We start from the raw sequence: 17,544 nt of genomic DNA, 5'->3' as shown, positions 1-17,544 counted from the left end.
CGATGGTCTATTTCAAGGCGCTTGCGCTTTTGTGCTTCATCTTTTTCTTGCTTTTCGTTCTGCTCTTTCCCATGCACGTAAATGAGGGTATGGGTCAAAAGACCATTCTGTAAAACCATTGTCCTTATACATACCGTAATGTAGATGGGGCGGGAATTTTCCGGCTGTTCCTGGTGGTCCGTATCCAGAGCTACCAACTGAACCGATAATTTGACCTGGCTCTACAACTTGGCCAATTGCAATATCCTTTGCAAATCCGTTTAAGTGTGCAAAGTAGTGATACGTATTATTGACGTCTCGAATTCCGATCCTCCATCCACCAAAGCGGTTCCAACCTTTCATTTCAATTACCCCATATGAGGTTGCACGAACAGGTGTACCGTAGCTTGCGAAAATATCCGTACCTTCATGCATTCTTCGACCGCCCCAGCCACGGGCATCTCCCCACGTGTTTTTATAGCTGTGATTATAGCCGAGAGGAACCGGAAAAGCATGCTTATCTAAATCTAAGGTTCCATATATTGAATAGATTTTGGCGATTCCCATGATAAGGGACACAGATTTATCACGCTTGTAATAATTCCATAAGCCAATTTTAAAATTATCAGGGTCTGATCCATACGCTAAAATTTGCTCTGATATCGTGAAGAGGATATCTTCGTCATTTGTCTGGTCCGCAATTCCATCTCCGTTTCCATCTAAACCAATTCCTCCAAAAAGCTGTATACTGAGTGGGTTCGTATCATTTAAATTTGGATTTAAAGCACCTGCCCAAACTTCGGGCTTAATATAGATCCCAATCAACCCTGTTTCCTTCGGTATATCTTTACGGGCACGGCGAATACTTCGTTCATATTGATCAATAGCCGCATAATAATACCAAGGAATCTGGGTTAAAGCTTCCATCTTAGAATAAAGATACATTCGTTCCTGAAAAACATCTTGATTACCCTCTGCTGCATTTGCAACCATCGGGATTCCCGTGAAAAACAAACAAATAACAACAACTATTCCAAATACTTTTTTCACGCAGACAAATCTCCTTTCTCAAAAATTGCAAGGATATTTTATTGTTAAAGACATCTATGTTCACGATTAAGACAATTTATATTTTTTCAAAAGAACTCTTCTTTGTTAGTTTGGTAAAACATTTTATTTTCATAATAACTAATTGTTGGAAGCTTGACATTTTACGAATTATGCTAATCCTTGGATTCTTCATTACTTTAGGAGTATAATAGGGATAGCCTTTGCAATGGAGTGATAAAGTATGTCTAACAAAGAGGAATATCTACGAAAGCCTGAATGGCTAAAAATAAAACTGAATACGAATGAAAGCTACACTGGTTTAAAGAAAATGATGAGAGAAAAGCAATTACATACCGTTTGTGAGGAAGCAAGATGTCCAAATATTCATGAATGTTGGGCTGTTCGTAAGACGGCTACATTTATGATTTTAGGTGATACGTGTACTCGTGCTTGCCGCTTTTGTGCGGTTAAGACTGGGCTTCCTAATGAATTGGACTGGAAAGAACCTGAGCGCGTTGCTGATTCTGTCGCTACAATGGGATTAAAGCATGTCGTAATTACAATGGTTGCACGTGATGACTTGAAGGACGGGGGAGCAGCGGTATTTGCTGAAACCGTACGTGCGATTCGCAGAAAGAGTCCATTTACTTCAATCGAAGTATTGCCATCTGATTTGGGTGGGGTGTACGATAACTTAAAAACGTTAATGGATGCAAAGCCGGACATTCTAAATCATAATATCGAAACTGTTCGACGTTTATCTGACCGCGTTCGTGCAAGAGCAAAATATGAGCGTTCACTCGAATTTTTACGTCGTGGAAAAGAAATGTATCCAGATATCCCAACAAAATCAAGTATTATGATTGGTTTAGGTGAAACGAAGGAAGAAATCATTGAGACAATGGACGACCTTCGTGCAAATAACGTAGATATCATGACAATTGGTCAATATCTACAACCAACGAAGAAACATTTAAAAGTTCAAAAATACTACCATCCTGATGAGTTTGCTGAATTAAAAGAGATTGCCTTAAGTAAAGGATTCAGCCATTGTGAAGCTGGTCCACTTGTACGTTCTTCTTACCACGCAGACGAACAAGTAAATGCGGCAAAAGCAAATCAACAACTTAAACAACAAGCATAAAAAAAGGGGGAGCCCCCCTTTTTTTGTTGTTGAAGAACAAGAACAAGCTTCGAGTCCTTCATCAATTTTTCGGCCTACTGGGACCCTTTTCTTAAAAGGTCTCTTCCATCATCCCTCTTTTGATCCTCATTTCCTTTATTTCCAGTTGTACCTCTATTTCCGGTGTCGTGGATATCTCCACCTTCAGTACCGGTGCTTGGATTTTTTAGGAAGTCTTGATTTTCCCTAGCCTTACGCTCATATTCAGGGTTTAATCCACCTTCCATTTCACCATTTTCATTTTCTCCATCACTTACCTTGTAACCTTGTGGAGATTTTATCATTTGTTGGATTGTAGATGTTATAATCTGATCGACATTGCGACTGTCAGAATCAAGTCTTCCGAATCTTTCAATTTGACTCATCATGTCCGGATCATCTGAAACGTATACATGATAAAACCGTGGGACAACGGAAAGCGCAGAACGTTTTACTTGGTCTGCCGTTAAGTTGCGGTCCTTTGAATCGGTATCATATACAACAAGAACCTCTTCATCTGTAACTAGTGTCGCTACGTCATTAACATCCGGAATGTAGGTACAGATTTTACTAATCAAATCCGCTACTTTTTCTCGATTCATTGCTGGCATATTCGTGTAAACATTTGCCTTACCAGGGATTGGATTTTTTTGGTGACGAACATAGCCAAAGTTCGTCATTTCCTTGCCATTGTTTTTAACTCCGTTTTTATTGTATAGCTCATTTTGGTCAATACGATTGATGGTATTTCCACTTTCATGGAACACTCCTGCATTATCGTCAGAAGCACCACAGCCTGTTAATGCTGATAAGGCAATTAAGCCTGAGATGATTGTATACTTTTTCAATCTTGACACCCCCTCAATTGTAGGTTGACCAATTCAACGAAAATTTCGCATAGTAATTGATGGGTTGATTGGCTATAATGGATATATAATAAGGGGTGTGAACAAAAGTGATTAGTATCAATAACAGTACATATGAGCTTGTGGATGAGCTAAAAGACGGATTTAATGAAGAGGCCTTCCGGGCAAGATATAGCGACATCCTTGCGAAATATGATTATATAGTCGGAGACTGGGGTTATGAACAGCTTCGTTTAAAAGGATTTTTTGATGATAAAAACCAAAAAGCATCCTTTGATACAAAAATCAGTACCCTTTCCGAGTATTTATACGAGTATTGTAATTTTGGTTGTGCCTATTTTGTTTTAAAAAAGGTAAAAAATAAAGTACAGGCATAGTACCTGTACTTTTTTCATGCAGTTATTAATCATAAGGGGGTTCGGCATTTTCATCCTTGTCATCATGTGTAGGATGAGCACCTGGAAATTGGCGTGGTAAGTCTTGGTGAAGAGACTTAAATTCGTAATTAAACGGTGTATAATACCGTTGACCCTTTTTCCAAGGGGTACTTTTGTTTTCAACAGGTGTTTCCTCACCGCCTGGAGCACCAGCAGGACCTTCAGGAAATTCCTCAGAAGTGAGAAAGTCTCTCATCGTCTCCACATTCGAAAAGTCCGTATACCTTATTTCTTCCTTATCTTTTTCAGTCACCTGTAAAACACCTCACTTTTTATCTATAGTGTTTTCAGGGATTTCCACAAATATGTTAGACAATTTCATACAGAAAAGAGCGTAATTCCTCCGCTTCTTCCTCTGAGAGTTGGAAAGCGTGTTCAATATAACCAGGTTCATCTAGATCATCTCTGCCGATAATGGCAAAGCGATTACTTAAAATATTTAATACAATATGCTTACCATAATAACGATCAGACTGAATAATCGCTAAATCATAACGTTGGTTTTCTCCCATAAAGCTTATAAATCGTGTTTGGGTGTCAACCGTGTCATCATATAAGAAAAAACGTTCAGACATAATGGATTCTCCTTTTAAAACAGTCGTTTACATTATCATAACAAAGGTATAGCAATTAGAAAACGAATTATTAAATCTCGTATACCATGATTGATGATGAACTTTATGGTAAAATAATATGTGGTGTAATAAAGGATTATTAATAGAAGGTGATACTGTGTATTTTGTTGACCGGAAAAAGATTGAGAAGACCCTTCTTTTTTACGAAGAAAATGTAGATTTATTAGAAGCGAAAACAAATTGGACAAGCACAATTGAAAAGAAGGCATTAGAGAGGATTTCCCAGCTTTTAATTGAAGCGATTTTAGATGTTGGGAATTCAATGATTGATGGCTTCATCATGCGTGACCCTGGTAGCTATGAAGATATTATTGACATCCTTGAAGATGAAAAGGTGGTTACAACTCAGGTTGCAAATGATCTAAAAGCAATCATTCGTTTCCGCAAAGTAATTGTTCAAGACTACCTTGAAATCAATCATGAAGAGATCATTTCAAGTTTCCAAAATCATAAACAAAGTCTAAACAGCTTTCCAGAAGCTGTTAGATCCTATTTAGAAAATGAACTAGGGCCTGTTTCGGCATTTAAAAATTAACAAAAGGTGATAGAAGTAGTGAAAACATACAAAGGATATTTATTCGACCTAGATGGTACAATGTACCGTGGAACTGAGCGCATTCAAGAAGCATGTGATTTTGTAAATGCGCTAAATGAAAAACAAATTCCATATTTATTTGTCACCAATAATTCTTCAAGAACACCAGAACAGGTTGCAGCAAAGCTTCGTGATTTTGATATTGCCTGTACAGAGGATCAGGTATTCACAACAAGCCAAGCAACTGCAAACTATATGTACGATTTAAAGCAGGGTGGAACGGTGTATGTGATTGGGGAGGAAGGAATTCGCCAAGCACTACAGGAAAAAGGATTCACAATTCAGGAAGAGAATCCAGACTTTGTTGTTGTCGGAATCGACCGTTCAATTACTTATGAGAAATTTACTCTTGCTTGTTTGGCTGTCCGCAATGGAGCAACCTTTATATCAACAAATGGTGATATAGCAATTCCAACTGAAAGAGGACTTTTACCAGGCAATGGTTCCTTGACTTCAGTTGTCGCTGTTTCAACAACCGTTCAACCGATATTTATCGGAAAACCGGAAAAAGTGATTATGGAGCAAGCCCAAAAGAAATTAGGAATTGCAAAAGAAGATACATTGATGATTGGTGATTATTATGACACTGACATCATGGCAGGCATGAATGCAGGTATTGATACACTTCTTGTCCATACAGGCGTGACAACTGCTGAACTTTTAAAAGGATATGACCGTCAACCTACTTACGCAATTAACAGCTTAAAAGAATGGATGGAACGAATTTAAAAAGCGCTCAGGTTGAGCGCTTTTTACATGGAAAGAATAAGCCCTGTTATGACACAAATGCATCCAATCCCCATCAGAATTGTTGATGTTCTGTAGCGTCTCGTCCAGCGGTTCACAATACTTCTATGTAGAACTTGGCTTTCAAGATTTTTTGCTTCTTTTTTTAATGAAAAGGTGATCATTAGCGCAATTGCTATAAAAATAAGGCCTAGAATTTTAAAAAATATGTCCATACCACACCTCATTCTAACAAAACAGTTTGTAAATTAAATATACCATTATTATCCAATATAAAATGACCAAATCGTTACGATTTGGTCATTTCAATTAATTCGTATTTGCTGCTCTATGTGCTAATCGACTTGATGCAGCAGCTGCGATTGCTCCCACAATATCATCTAAAAATGTGTGACATTCGCCAGTTGATTTGTCATTTAGCCGCTCCAAGATACCTGGTTTCTTCTTATCGATGTATCCGTAATTTGTAAAACCAATTGAGCCATATACATTTACAATCGAAAAGGCCAGGATTTCATCTACACCGTAGAGTCCCTCATCAACCTTAATAGTGGAAAGTAGAGGTTCCTCAAGTAAACCTTTTTCAGCAAGTTTATCTAATTGGATTCCTGTTAAGATTGCATTTTGAATTTCACGTTTCGTTAAAACGCGATCAACATTATGCACACATTCCTCCATTTTTAAGTCTGGATGATATTTGCTTTGTAAAAAGTATACGAGTTCGGCAATATCCTGAATGGTAACGCCTCTTTCCTCTAACCATTTTCTGGCAGTTCTTTCGATTTCGTTTATTTTATTTTCTTCGCTCATCTGAATTCACCTAATTTCTAAGAATTTCAAAATAATTTGCTAATATTTACTAGTTTACCACAAGTAATAACGATTTGTTTCATATAGATGTTTTAAAGACTATTACGTAGTTACATAGTATGTGCGAGGGGTGATGATTTATGAAGGATATACTTAATGAACGATACAAAATAAAGGTGGACCGGTTCATAAAAGCATTTGGTTATGATGCAATCATCTATCGAAATATAATATATTGTATTGTGCCAATACCATATGTGGAACAGGAAGAACTGTATGAAATCAAACATCTTAGCGATTATATGATTCAAAAAGGTGATATACGTGTAGGTTCTATTTTACCTACAACAGATGGGAATTTAAGCACAACTATTCATGATGAAGAGGTTGTGCTGATTAGAATCCCTGTTTATAGCCATCGGATTACAAATACAGTTGGGTATGAATTGGCTCGTTTTCATAATCGAGGCAGGAGCTTCCCTTATCGGGTCAATAAGGTAAATCGAATTGGGCAATGGAAATTCCTTTGGGAGAGAAGATTGGATCAAATGGAGTTGTTCTGGAAGGAAAAAGTGAAACAACATCCACAGAACCGTTTTGAATCCTTATTTGTTGAAGCTTTCCCATATTATATAGGGTTAACGGAAAATGCAATTCAATACCTCGTTGATACGGAAATGGACGAAACACCTTCAGCAATCGATTCAGCGACGATTTGTCATCATCGTTTTTCAGAAATGGCATGGGATAAAGAGTCATTTACGAAGCTCCCAACAGACTGGGTGTTTGATCATTGCACAAGGGATTTGGCTGAATTTATCCGTGATCAATATGCCAGTGGTGAAACAAGACAAAATGGGCAAATCCTCCATTTTATGAAAGAGTATGAGCGAGTCAGTCCGCTTTCTCCCTTTTCGTGGAGACTTTTATATGCCAGACTATTGTTTCCACTCCATTTTTTCGAATGTATCGAAGGATATTATATGACAGAATCGGAGAACAAAAAGGAAATCCAATTACAAAGATTGGATTCAATGCTAAAGCATTCAAGTGATCATGAACGCTTTTTAGCCACCTTTTTATCAAATGTAGGAGTAGAACGAAAAAGACTAACAATTCCGAACATCAGTTGGCTTCAAAATAAAAATATATGATACTATAGAAACAGCACATGAATAATCTATATAAGAGGTAAAAAATGATGAAGCCATATGTTTTTATTACAAGAAAACTATCCAATGAAGCTATTCAACCACTCATGGACATAGCTGAAGTACATATGTGGAACGAGGAAGAAAAGGCCGTTCCAAGAGAGGTACTTCTTGATGAAGTAAAAAAGGCTGATGCTCTGTTAACCATGTTATCAGAAAAAATCGACAAAGAACTTCTAGATGCAGCACCAAAGTTAAAAGTAATTGCAAATCTTGCTGTTGGTTTTGACAATATTGACGTAGAATATGCGAATCAAAAGGGTATCGCTGTATGTAACACGCCAGATGTTTTAACCGACACAACAGCTGATTTAACCTTTGCTTTGTTGCTCGCAACTGCAAGAAAAGTCGTTGAAGCAGCAGAATTTGTAAAAAATGGTGAGTGGAAAAGCTGGAGTCCATTATTACTTGCTGGTCATGATGTTCACCATAAAACAATTGGGATTGTAGGAATGGGCAAAATAGGCGAAGCAGTAGCAAAGCGGGCGACTGGTTTTGAGATGGATATACTTTATCATAATCGTTCTCGGAATGTAATGGCGGAGGAACGTATCGGTTGTTCCTATGCAACCTTTGACGAGGTGATTGAGAACTCGGATTTTATCGTATGTTTAACACCACTCACAGAGGAAACTAGAGGCTTATTTAATCAAGAAAGCTTTAAGAAAATGAAAAAGTCTGCTGTGTTCATAAACGTTTCAAGAGGACCAGTCGTTGATGAAGAAGCACTGTATCAAGTATTGGTTGATGGTGAGATTGCAGCAGCTGGTTTAGATGTGTTCGCAACGGAACCTGTGGATGCTGGTCATCCATTATTGACTTTACCAAATGTCGTAGCATTGCCTCATATTGGCTCTTCAAGTACGGAAACTCGAGTAGCCATGATGGAGCTCTGCTGTAAAAATATTGAGCTTGTTCTATCCAATAAACAACCAAAGACTCTTGTTAACAAAGAGTGGGAACTGTCTGTAAAATGAAAAGATTTTCAAGGGCACCTTCGCGATGAAGGTGTTCTTTTTTATAGATGGAATGTTTTGAAAAGAATCTTTATTATAAAAAAATATCCTTTTATATCAGTCTGTTAAGCGTTTTCATAATGAATGCATGAAAAAAAGTACTTGTAAAAACAAAGTATCACTACTATAATGTCTTTTATAGGAAGACAAATGTATTTCTGGGGAATACAAGAGAGGCGGTAAGTAAATGAAAAGTATATCGGTTGGACTATTAGGATTAGGTACGGTTGGTAGTGGGGTTGTAACGATTTTAAAAAATCATCAAGATAAATTAATGCACCAAGTTGGTTGCCCAATAGAAGTAAAGAAGGTATTAGTTCAAGATATTCATAAACACCGATCAGTAGAAATTGATCCTTCATTCTTGACTACAAATCCAAATGACGTGATTGAAGATCCTGAAATTGATGTAGTTATAGAGGTAATGGGTGGAGTGGAGGACACAAGACAATTAGTGCTTCAATCTCTACGTAATAAAAAACATGTTGTAACGGCTAATAAGGACCTAATGGCGTTATATGGCCCAGAACTTTTAAAAGTTGCAACTGAAAATGGTTGTGACTTGTTCTATGAAGCTAGTGTTGCTGGTGGGATTCCAATCCTCCGGGGTTTAGTCGATGGCTTTGCGTCTGATCGAATCATTAAAATGATGGGAATCGTGAACGGAACTACGAACTTCATTTTAACAAAGATGAGCAAGTTTGGCAGTGCCTATGAAGAGGTATTGAGAGAAGCACAGGAACTTGGCTATGCGGAAGCCGACCCAACATCAGATGTGGAAGGACTTGATGCAGCAAGAAAGATGGCAATTTTGGCGTCTTTAGGATACTCAATGAATATCGAACTTAAAGATGTTCGTGTTCAAGGAATTTCGTCTGTAACAAGCGAGGATATTGAATATAGTAAACGTTTAGGCTATGTGCTTAAGTTAATTGGTACGGCCCATCGTAAGGGAGAGAAGGTTGAGGTAAGTGTTCAACCAACACTACTTCCAGAATCACACCCACTTGCTGGAGTGAATGACGAATATAATGCGGTATATGTGTATGGAGAAGCAGTCGGTGAAACAATGTTCTATGGACCTGGAGCAGGTAGTTTACCAACTGCAACATCCATTGTTTCTGATTTAGTAGGGGTTATGAAAAATATGCGACTTGGGGTAAATGGTCGCAGTGCTGTATCACCTCAATATGAGAAAAAATTAAAAGAAGACTCTGAGATTTTCTCTAAATATTTCTTACGTATTCACGTAAAGGATCAGGTTGGAGCATTTGCAAAAATTACATCCCTATTCTCTGAACGTGGTGTAAGCTTTGAGAAAATTCTTCAATTACCGTTAAAGAATAAAAATGTAGCTGAAATTGTTCTTGTTACTCATGAAGCATCATTAAGAGACTACGAGGAAATTTTAGTGCAGCTTAGAGATTTACAAATTATCCAAGAAGTGAAAAGCTCTTATCGAGTTGAGGGAGGAAACCAGGCATGAGATGGCAGGGTCTATTACAACAATTTCGCGAATATTTACCGGTAAATACAAATACTCCAATGCTTTCATTAAATGAAGGAAATACACCATTAATTCCACTTCATTCTATTTCAGAAGAGCTTGGTGTTGAATTATATGTAAAAGTAGAAGGGGCTAACCCGACTGGCTCTTTTAAGGACCGTGGAATGGTTATGGCTGTTGCAAAAGCGATTGAAGAAGGCAGTGACACCATTATCTGTGCATCAACTGGAAATACATCGGCAGCAGCGGCGGCATATGCAGCACGTGCTGGTCTTCGCTGTATCGTTGTTATTCCTGAAGGGAAAATTGCAATGGGGAAATTAGCCCAGGCAGTTATGTATGGTGCAGAGATTATTTCAATCGAAGGAAATTTCGACCATGCCTTAAAGATGGTTCGTAATATTAGTGAAACTGCACCTATTACACTTGTAAACTCTGTAAACCCATATCGAATTGAAGGTCAAAAAACAGCTGCGTTTGAAATTTGTGTACAGTTGGACGGAGCTCCTGACGTATTGGCAATACCGGTTGGAAACGCTGGGAATATTACAGCATACTGGAAAGGGTTTAAAGAATACCATGAGCGTCATAATACAGGACTTCCTGAGATGCGAGGTTTTGAAGCAGAAGGTGCAGCAGCAATTGTAAAAAATAAAGTCATTGAAGAGCCTGAGACAGTTGCAACTGCGATTCGAATTGGAAACCCTGCAAGCTGGGATAAAGCCGTTGTAGCTGCAAGTGAGTCGAATGGAAAAATTGATGAAGTGTCAGATGCAGAAATCCTGGAAGCCTACCAATTATTAGCACGAAAAGAAGGCGTGTTTGCAGAACCAGGCTCTTGTGCATCAATTGCAGGCGTCATCAAGCAGGTTCGCAGTGGTGAAATTAAAAAAGGTAGCCGGGTAGTTGCTGTCTTAACAGGTAATGGATTAAAGGATCCAAATATCGCAATTGAAGCAACTTCAATCAAGCCTGTTGTATTACCTAATGATGAAAAGGCTGTTTATGATCATATACGAGGAGCCGTTTTACATGAAGTTTGATCAAGCCTTTCAAATCAAAGTACCAGCAAGCACAGCAAATCTCGGACCTGGATTTGATTCATTAGGATTGGCGGTCAATCGTTTTTTAACTCTTCAGGTCGAACCAAGTAATCAGTGGGAGTTTGTTCTGCAAACAGAAGAAATTGCTGACACACCAACAAATAACGAAAATTTTATCTATCAAATAGCAGCGAAGGTGGCTACCATTTTCTCATGTGAGCTACCTCCCTGCAAGGTTCATGTACACAGCAATATTCCGTTAGCGAGGGGCCTTGGGAGTAGCGCAGCTGCCATTATCGCGGCAATTGAGCTTGTAAATGAGCTTGGTCAACTTCAATTAACCAATCAACAAAAGCTTGAATTAGCTTGTGATTTTGAAGGACATCCTGATAATGTAGGGGCTTCTCTATATGGGGGGTTAGTCATTGGAAGTCATCGTGGAAGCGAGGGCACCGATCTTATTCATGTGAGTGATCTATCTTTTGATATGGTCGTTGTCATTCCTCCATATGAGTTGAAAACGAAGGATGCTCGTAGTGTGCTTCCAACAGAATTATCTTATCAAGATGCCGTAAAAGCTAGCTCTATCAGCAATGTGATGGTCGCAGCCCTTTTAACAAAGAACCTTGAGTTAATAGGGAAAATGATGGATATGGATTTATTCCATCAAGCATATCGGGCAAAGCTGATTCCCGAATTCAACAGCATTCATCGAGTTGCTAAGAGAGCAGGGGCATTTGGTGTTGCCATTAGTGGAGCAGGACCAACTGTGATTTGTTTTACCGAAAGTGGACGAGGAAAGCAGTTGAAAGCAGACCTATCCCTTGTATTTGAAGGATATCAGGTAGAGGAAGTATCGATTGAGAAAAACGGCAGTAAATTAACTTCACTGTCGCTACATGAATAAAGAAGCGAAACCAACTAGGTTTTCGCTTCTTTGAATTATTATTCCCGCTAACATTTAAAAGCAAAAAAAAACGCCTCAAAATCTGAGGCATCGCATGAATTATTTATTAAAAAACTTGTTCAACTTCGACTACACCTGGAACTTCTTCTAATAAGGCACGTTCAATTCCAGCTTTTAGTGTAATTGTAGAGCTTGGGCAGCTTCCACAAGCACCTAATAAACGAAGCTTAACAACACCGTCTTCTACATCAACTAAATCGCAGTCTCCGCCATCACGAAGTAAAAATGGACGAAGTTTATCTAACACTTCTTGTACTTGCTCTTTGATATCCATTCGATTGACTCCTTTCCTCATACCTTTATAATTATTATAATCTGTTTACTGGAAAAAATCTATTAAAACCAAGTAATGCTTTTTTCCAATATTTAATTACATACGTATATTGAGAAAATCCATGATGAATTCTTAATTACTTTCTATGTCCATATTACCAGATTTTTAGTACAATGAAAAAAGATACGATTCGGGAAAGGGTGAAAGTGATGGAAAAGCAAAAAGTCGAAATCTGTGTATATGGTGCAGAAGTACTTTGCCCTAGCTGTGTAAATCTTCCTTCTTCAAAGGAGACGTATGAATGGCTCGAAGCAGCATTGAGTAGAAAGTTTCCAAACCAACCCTTCGATATTACACATATTGATATTTTTGATCCACCAGGGGACGAAGGGAAAAAAACATTTGCCACTCGAGTGATTGAGGAGGATATGTTTTATCCTGTCGTTGTCTTAGAAGGCAATATTGTCGGAGAAGGTAGTCCCAAACTAAAAACGATTTATGCTGAGATGGAGAAATACGGGTATAAAGCAGCTGAATAAATGAAAGAAAGTAAGGGAGACGCGATCTTCCTTGCTTTTTTTGTAGGGTAAAAAATGATTGAAGAACAAATTACTGCTCAATGAGTAGAACCTGTCTCCGAGGCGGGTTGTCAAAGACAAAAAGCTGATGTAAGAGTAATGAAATGTCCCTGAAGCTTACTCTCGAAGACAAATCACAGAAGCGAATGATCTGAAATGTCTCAGAGTCGGGTTGTCAAAGACAAAAAGCTGATGTAAGAGTAATGAAATGTCTCTGAAGCCTACTCTCGAAGACAAATCACAGAAGCAAAAGACCTGAAATGTCTCAGAGGCGTACTCTCGAAGACAAAACACAGAAACGAATGATTTGAAATGTCTCAGAGGCGTACTCTCGAAGACAAAACACAGAAGCGAATGATTTGAAATGTCTCAGAGAGGGGTTGTCAAAGACAAAAAGCTGATGTAAGAGTAATGAAGTGTCCCTGAAGCCTACTCTCGAAGACAAAACACAGAAGCGAGAACACCTAAAAGTCTCTGAGACAGGTTGTCAAAGACAAAAAGCTGATGTAAGAGTAATGAAAGGTCTCTGAAGCCTACTCTCGAAGACAAATCACAGAAGCAATAGACCTGAAATGTCTCTGAGGCGTACTCTCAAAGACAAAACTCAACTGAAAAAATACTCAAATGTCACTGAGGAGCTTAAAGGCTAAAGCTAGTCAAAACGGAACTGGCCCAGAACAGCGTTTTCCTTAACAAAATAGAAATCGCGGTACCAAATGGTACCGCGATTTTACAATTAATTATCCATTATGATACTTATACATCCATAGTACCCCGGATTTTAACATACGTGGCACACGTCCTGTGAGTGCACGTTCTGCTACTAAACCAAAGCCTTCTTTTTTACCTAAGGAACCTAGTACACCTTTTAGCTTGATTCTAGGAAACTCCGTTGGTGGGGCTTCCCCTTTCCAGCGCTTTAAAAGAACCTGAACAATTTGCTCTGCCTGGCCTTCAGCAAGCTGGGCACTTGGTGCGTGAGGTAGACTTGCACAGTCCCCAACGACATAGACATGTTCATCATTCGGCAGGTTATGTTGTGGAGTTAAAACCACACGACCACTGCCGTCTTTTTCAACATCTAAGTCACGAACAACTTTATTTGGCTGAATGCCAGCGGTCCAAACAACAACATCACTTTGAACAGGCTGGTCATTATTAAATAAGACGTTTTCTTCAACTCTCGTTATATTTGAGTTATTAATGATCTCAACCTCGTTTTTATCAAACCAGTTTTCAACGTACACACTCAATTTTTCCGGGAAAGCCGAGAGAATATGCTGTCCTCTATCAAAAAGCTTAATTTGCAAGTCCGGTCTGCTTTCATAAAGTTCACTTGCTAGTTCAACCCCACTTAAACCTGCTCCTACAATCGAAACGGTTGCACCTGCGGGAAGATTATTGAGTTTTTGATAGGTGGCCCTCGCATTGTCAATTGATTGAATGCTATAAGTGAATTCCTTGGCACCAGGTACATTGTGATATTTATCCTCACAGCCTAATCCAATTACTAGGTCATCATATTGTATTGGTTCTTCATCTTTCATATGAACCAGCTTTTCATTCATATCAATGCCTGTAACTTCCCCGAATTTTACGTGCAAACGAGGGTGCTCAGGAAATGTTACACGAACATGTGAATCGGAAATGGTACCTGCGGCAAGTGCGTAAAATTCTGTTTTCAAGCTATGATAAGGTGCTCGATCAATTAAGGTGATTTTAAAACCATCGGGTAATTGATTGGGCAGCAAGCGATGTAAAATTCGCATTCCACCATACCCTCCACCAAGTATAACAAGATTTTTCATGATGATTATCCCCTTTTGTTCCTCTCTTTAGTTGAAACGATTTCATACTTTACATACATTATATATCTGAATCTGTAATCCTTTTCAAAGACACATAAAGTATAGCGAAAATGTGACAAAATAACAACAGATATCAGCAAAATTGACGTATGGATGAAAAGAGAGTACGATAGGTAGTTGTAGTGAGGTGAAAAAACCAGTGAATCCTATCATTGAATTTTGTGTTAGTAATTTGGCGAGTGGCTCCGAGAAGGCAAAGGAAATCCTCGAACAGGATCCGAATCTTGATGTGATTGAGTATGGATGCCTAAGCTATTGTGGTCAGTGTTTTGAGTCACTTTATGCTCTTGTAAATGGGGATGTAGTTACTGGTGAAACAGCAGAAGAGCTAGTTAAAAATATTTATACCTATTTAGAAGAGAACCCAATGTTCTAACATTATATATATTTCGGAAAAAGCAGTCACCATACTGCTTTTTCTTGTTTTTGGCAAAAAGAAAACCCTCCATTAGATAATGAAGAGTTTCTAAAAAAACGGGGGATAGTCTCATTGTGGTCAAAAAATTCTTGTTTTAAACTTAAAGAAAAAGAAAATTTTGTACGAAACGGATTATTTGTGTCAAATTCAATTTAACATTATACTTATAGTAATAACCTGATTTTAAAAAAGAGGGAGGTTACGAGGATGACAGATCGTGTCGTTAATATTTCCGAGGCAGCAGCTTTCCAAATTAAAGATATGATGAAACAAAATGAAGAAGAAGGATCCTTCTTACGTGTTGCTGTTAAAGGTGGCGGTTGTAGTGGGCTTTCATACGGAATGGGCTTTGAACAAGAAGAAAACGAACAAGACCTTCATGATGAACAACATGGAATTAAGATCCTTATCAATAAAGAAGATGCTCCGATTTTAAACGGTGTAAAAATAGACTTCAAACAATCCCTAATGGGTGGCGGATTTACCATTGATAACCCAAATGCTATTGCTTCTTGTGGTTGTGGTTCTTCCTTCCGTACTGCTAAAGTAGCTGGAACACCTGAAAATTGTTAAATAAAAAGTTAGGCTTAATCCGAGCCTAACTTTTTTTATTCCAAATATGGCAATTTTTAGTCGATAAAATGACTTTTTTCTTACAAAGGTCAAAAACTATTGTTTTTTTAATATTCTTAAGTTTTAAAATGCCCCTGAAGTACTTGAAATATCAATATAAAAGTCCTATTATAGGATATGGATATTAAATAGTAAAACTTTTTGACAAATGTCGTAATTTTTTATGTCCAATCATGGTATCTTACGTGAAAGATATCACAAACTATTTTATCAATAAAATCAGAGCTTGCAGTTGAAAATAGGAATAAGCTAAATTTTTACTGCAAAAAAGAAAAGGTGGGCGTGATTACAGTGAGAAAGCCAAAAATCGTCGTTTTAGGAGCAGGATACGGTGGATTAACTACTATCGTTAACCTACAAAAAACATTAGGTGTAAATGAAGCGGATATTACACTTGTTAATAAAAATGATTATCACTATGAAACCACTTGGTTACATGAAGCATCTGCAGGAACTTTACATGCGGATCGCGTACGTTATCAAATTGAAGATGTAATTAGTGGACATAAAGTTAAGTTTGTAAAAGGCTCTGTAGCAAAGATTGACACTGAAGGAAAGCGTGTAATCCTTGAAGATGATTCACAGGTTGAATACGATTATTTAGTTGTTGCATTGGGCGGAGAATCTGAAACATTTGGTATTAAAGGTTTAAAAGAATATGCATTTACGATTTCAAACGTAAATACTGCTCGTCAAATTAGAGAGCATATTGAATATCAATTTGCAACTTATAATACAGAAGAGGAAAAAGACGATAGGCGTCTTACAATCGTTGTTGGTGGAGCAGGATTTACTGGAATTGAGTTTTTAGGAGAACTAGTTAACCGAGTTCCTGAGCTTTGCCGTGAATATGATGTTGATCAAAATAAAGTAAGAATCATCTGTGTGGAGGCTGCTCCAACTGCGCTACCAGGCTTCGATCCTGAATTAGTTGAATATGCAGTTAACCACTTAGAGAAAAAAGGCGTAGAATTCAAGATTGGTACTGCAATCAAAGAAGGAACACCTGATGGAATCATCGTTGGGAAAGATGATGTGACTGAAGAAATTAAAGCTAGTACTGTCGTTTGGGCAGCAGGTGTTCGTGGAAACAGCGTAATCGATGCATCTGGTTTTGAAGCAATGCGTGGACGTGTGAAGGTTGACAAGCAGCTTCGCGCACCAGGACATGACAATATCTTCTTTGTTGGTGACAGCTCATTAGTTATTAACGAAGAAATCAACCGTCCATACCCACCAACTGCACAAATTGCTATGCAACAAGGTGCATTAGTGGCGAAAAACATTGCAGTTCTTGTTCGTGGTCAAGGTGAGCTTGGTGAATTTACGTTCGATAATAAAGGAACAGTATGTTCACTTGGCGAGCATGATGGAATCGGAGTTGTATTCGGTAGAAAGATTTGGGGATCCAAAGCAGCATTCATGAAGAAAGTAATCGACAATCGTGCACTCTTCATCGTTGGTGGACCATCACTCGTTCTTAAAAAAGGTAAATTGAAATTTTTATAAGATAATCTAAAAGGAATGTGGGGAGACTCGCATTCCTTTTTCACTATTTGTCCATATAATCAGAGTAAAATCAATTGACTTACGTTCCATCCCTTTAGTACACTAGGAAGGGATTTGTGCGTCCAGCTCCAGCGCCTAGCCCCTCGAGGTCACAAGCCAATCTGTCAAGAAGGTCAAAGTACAACCTTCCAGCCATCTCGTCTTGTGCTTGTCAGACTTGCACAGGAAGTGCTGACATC

19 protein-coding genes and 2 pseudogenes are annotated in these 17,544 nt (G+C 38.3%); 13 read left to right on the top strand and 8 right to left on the bottom strand.

The features are described from left to right. Positions 1-36 precede the first annotated feature (36 nt). A complete protein-coding gene (locus RGU12_RS18210; protein ID WP_309538286.1) occupies positions 37-972 on the bottom strand; it encodes a M23 family metallopeptidase in 936 nt (311 codons plus the stop codon). A gap of 298 nt (positions 973-1,270) precedes the next feature. Here RGU12_RS18210 and lipA point away from each other — a divergent pair, with 298 nt between their 5' ends. Next, the gene (gene lipA / locus RGU12_RS18205) at positions 1,271-2,173 is read left to right on the top strand and encodes a lipoyl synthase (RefSeq protein WP_309537287.1); all 903 of its coding nucleotides are present in this window, start codon (positions 1,271-1,273) and stop codon (positions 2,171-2,173) included. 221 nt (positions 2,174-2,394) lie between these two features. Here lipA and RGU12_RS18200 read toward each other — a convergent pair. Beyond that, positions 2,395-3,039 (bottom strand): annotated as a pseudogene (locus tag RGU12_RS18200) (YhcN/YlaJ family sporulation lipoprotein); the annotation flags it as partial. Between the two features lie 107 nt (positions 3,040-3,146). Here RGU12_RS18200 and RGU12_RS18195 point away from each other — a divergent pair. Beyond that, positions 3,147-3,434: a YutD family protein gene (locus RGU12_RS18195; RefSeq protein ID WP_309537285.1), complete on the top strand. Its 288-nt coding sequence runs from the start codon at positions 3,147-3,149 to the stop codon at positions 3,432-3,434. 25 nt (positions 3,435-3,459) lie between these two features. Here the strand turns inward: RGU12_RS18195 and RGU12_RS18190 are convergent, their stop codons facing one another. Next, positions 3,460-3,690 carry a cytosolic protein gene (locus RGU12_RS18190; RefSeq protein ID WP_309538285.1) on the bottom strand — a complete coding sequence of 77 codons (231 nt, stop codon included), beginning with the start codon at positions 3,688-3,690 and terminating at the stop codon, positions 3,460-3,462. Between the two features lie 112 nt (positions 3,691-3,802). Further along, positions 3,803-4,069 (bottom strand): DUF3055 domain-containing protein, encoded by a 267-nt coding sequence (locus RGU12_RS18185; RefSeq protein ID WP_116352962.1) that lies wholly within the window; start codon positions 4,067-4,069, stop codon positions 3,803-3,805. Positions 4,070-4,226: 157 nt separating this feature from the next. Between RGU12_RS18185 and hepT the strand changes: the two genes are divergently transcribed. Further along, positions 4,227-4,664, top strand: a complete 438-nt coding sequence (hepT, locus tag RGU12_RS18180) for a type VII toxin-antitoxin system HepT family RNase toxin (RefSeq protein ID WP_309537284.1) — start codon at positions 4,227-4,229, stop codon at positions 4,662-4,664. 18 nt (positions 4,665-4,682) lie between these two features. Then, positions 4,683-5,453: a 5' nucleotidase NucF gene (nucF, locus tag RGU12_RS18175; RefSeq protein ID WP_309537283.1), complete on the top strand. Its 771-nt coding sequence runs from the start codon at positions 4,683-4,685 to the stop codon at positions 5,451-5,453. Positions 5,454-5,476: 23 nt separating this feature from the next. Here nucF and RGU12_RS18170 read toward each other — a convergent pair whose 3' ends face one another. Both RGU12_RS18170 and RGU12_RS18165 read right to left on the bottom strand, forming a co-directional pair. Further along, positions 5,477-5,686 (bottom strand): hypothetical protein, encoded by a 210-nt coding sequence (locus tag RGU12_RS18170; RefSeq protein ID WP_309537282.1) that lies wholly within the window; start codon positions 5,684-5,686, stop codon positions 5,477-5,479. Between the two features lie 94 nt (positions 5,687-5,780). Then, the gene (locus RGU12_RS18165; RefSeq protein ID WP_309537281.1) at positions 5,781-6,281 is read right to left on the bottom strand and encodes a phosphatidylglycerophosphatase A family protein; all 501 of its coding nucleotides are present in this window, start codon (positions 6,279-6,281) and stop codon (positions 5,781-5,783) included. A gap of 140 nt (positions 6,282-6,421) precedes the next feature. Between RGU12_RS18165 and yutH the strand changes: the two genes are divergently transcribed. From yutH to thrB, 5 genes are all read left to right on the top strand, one after another. Next, positions 6,422-7,435, top strand: coding sequence for a spore coat putative kinase YutH (yutH, locus tag RGU12_RS18160; protein ID WP_309537280.1), 1,014 nt, complete (start codon positions 6,422-6,424; stop codon positions 7,433-7,435). Positions 7,436-7,479: 44 nt separating this feature from the next. Continuing rightward, on the top strand, positions 7,480-8,469 hold the full coding sequence (locus RGU12_RS18155) for a 2-hydroxyacid dehydrogenase (RefSeq protein WP_309537279.1): 990 nt from the start codon (positions 7,480-7,482) through the stop codon (positions 8,467-8,469). A gap of 226 nt (positions 8,470-8,695) precedes the next feature. Continuing rightward, positions 8,696-9,994 (top strand): homoserine dehydrogenase, encoded by a 1,299-nt coding sequence (locus RGU12_RS18150; protein ID WP_309537278.1) that lies wholly within the window; start codon positions 8,696-8,698, stop codon positions 9,992-9,994. Next, entirely contained in the window at positions 9,991-11,058 is a 1,068-nt protein-coding gene (gene thrC, locus RGU12_RS18145) for a threonine synthase (RefSeq protein WP_309537277.1), read from the top strand. Before RGU12_RS18150 ends, thrC begins: the two co-directional genes overlap by 4 nt. Beyond that, positions 11,048-11,965: a homoserine kinase gene (gene thrB, locus RGU12_RS18140; protein WP_309537276.1), complete on the top strand. Its 918-nt coding sequence runs from the start codon at positions 11,048-11,050 to the stop codon at positions 11,963-11,965. The genes thrC and thrB overlap by 11 nt, the downstream gene beginning before the upstream one ends. Before the next feature lie 106 nt (positions 11,966-12,071). Here thrB and RGU12_RS18135 read toward each other — a convergent pair. Further along, a pseudogene (locus tag RGU12_RS18135) lies at positions 12,072-12,293 on the bottom strand (NifU family protein); the annotation flags it as partial. A gap of 215 nt (positions 12,294-12,508) precedes the next feature. On the opposite strand from RGU12_RS18135, the gene RGU12_RS18130 reads away from it, so the two are divergent. Then, positions 12,509-12,838 carry a YuzD family protein gene (locus tag RGU12_RS18130; RefSeq protein ID WP_309537275.1) on the top strand — a complete coding sequence of 110 codons (330 nt, stop codon included), beginning with the start codon at positions 12,509-12,511 and terminating at the stop codon, positions 12,836-12,838. 779 nt (positions 12,839-13,617) lie between these two features. Here RGU12_RS18130 and RGU12_RS18125 read toward each other — a convergent pair. Continuing rightward, positions 13,618-14,685 (bottom strand): NAD(P)/FAD-dependent oxidoreductase, encoded by a 1,068-nt coding sequence (locus RGU12_RS18125; RefSeq protein WP_309537274.1) that lies wholly within the window; start codon positions 14,683-14,685, stop codon positions 13,618-13,620. A 199-nt stretch (positions 14,686-14,884) separates the two neighbouring features. Here RGU12_RS18125 and RGU12_RS18120 point away from each other — a divergent pair, with 199 nt between their 5' ends. The 3 genes from RGU12_RS18120 (at position 14,885) to RGU12_RS18110 (ending at position 17,305) form a co-directional block, all read left to right on the top strand. Beyond that, the gene (locus RGU12_RS18120; protein ID WP_116352975.1) at positions 14,885-15,121 is read left to right on the top strand and encodes a YuzB family protein; all 237 of its coding nucleotides are present in this window, start codon (positions 14,885-14,887) and stop codon (positions 15,119-15,121) included. A gap of 249 nt (positions 15,122-15,370) precedes the next feature. Next, positions 15,371-15,736 (top strand): HesB/IscA family protein, encoded by a 366-nt coding sequence (locus RGU12_RS18115; protein WP_309537273.1) that lies wholly within the window; start codon positions 15,371-15,373, stop codon positions 15,734-15,736. A 342-nt stretch (positions 15,737-16,078) separates the two neighbouring features. Continuing rightward, positions 16,079-17,305: an NAD(P)/FAD-dependent oxidoreductase gene (locus RGU12_RS18110; protein ID WP_309537272.1), complete on the top strand. Its 1,227-nt coding sequence runs from the start codon at positions 16,079-16,081 to the stop codon at positions 17,303-17,305. The last annotated feature ends 239 nt before the right edge of the window (positions 17,306-17,544 follow it).

Origin of the sequence: Ferdinandcohnia sp. QZ13 (assembly GCF_031324165.1) — a bacterium.
Taxonomy (GTDB): domain Bacteria; phylum Bacillota; class Bacilli; order Bacillales; family Bacillaceae_L; genus Ferdinandcohnia.
This window is presented reverse-complemented; position numbering and strand designations above follow the sequence as displayed.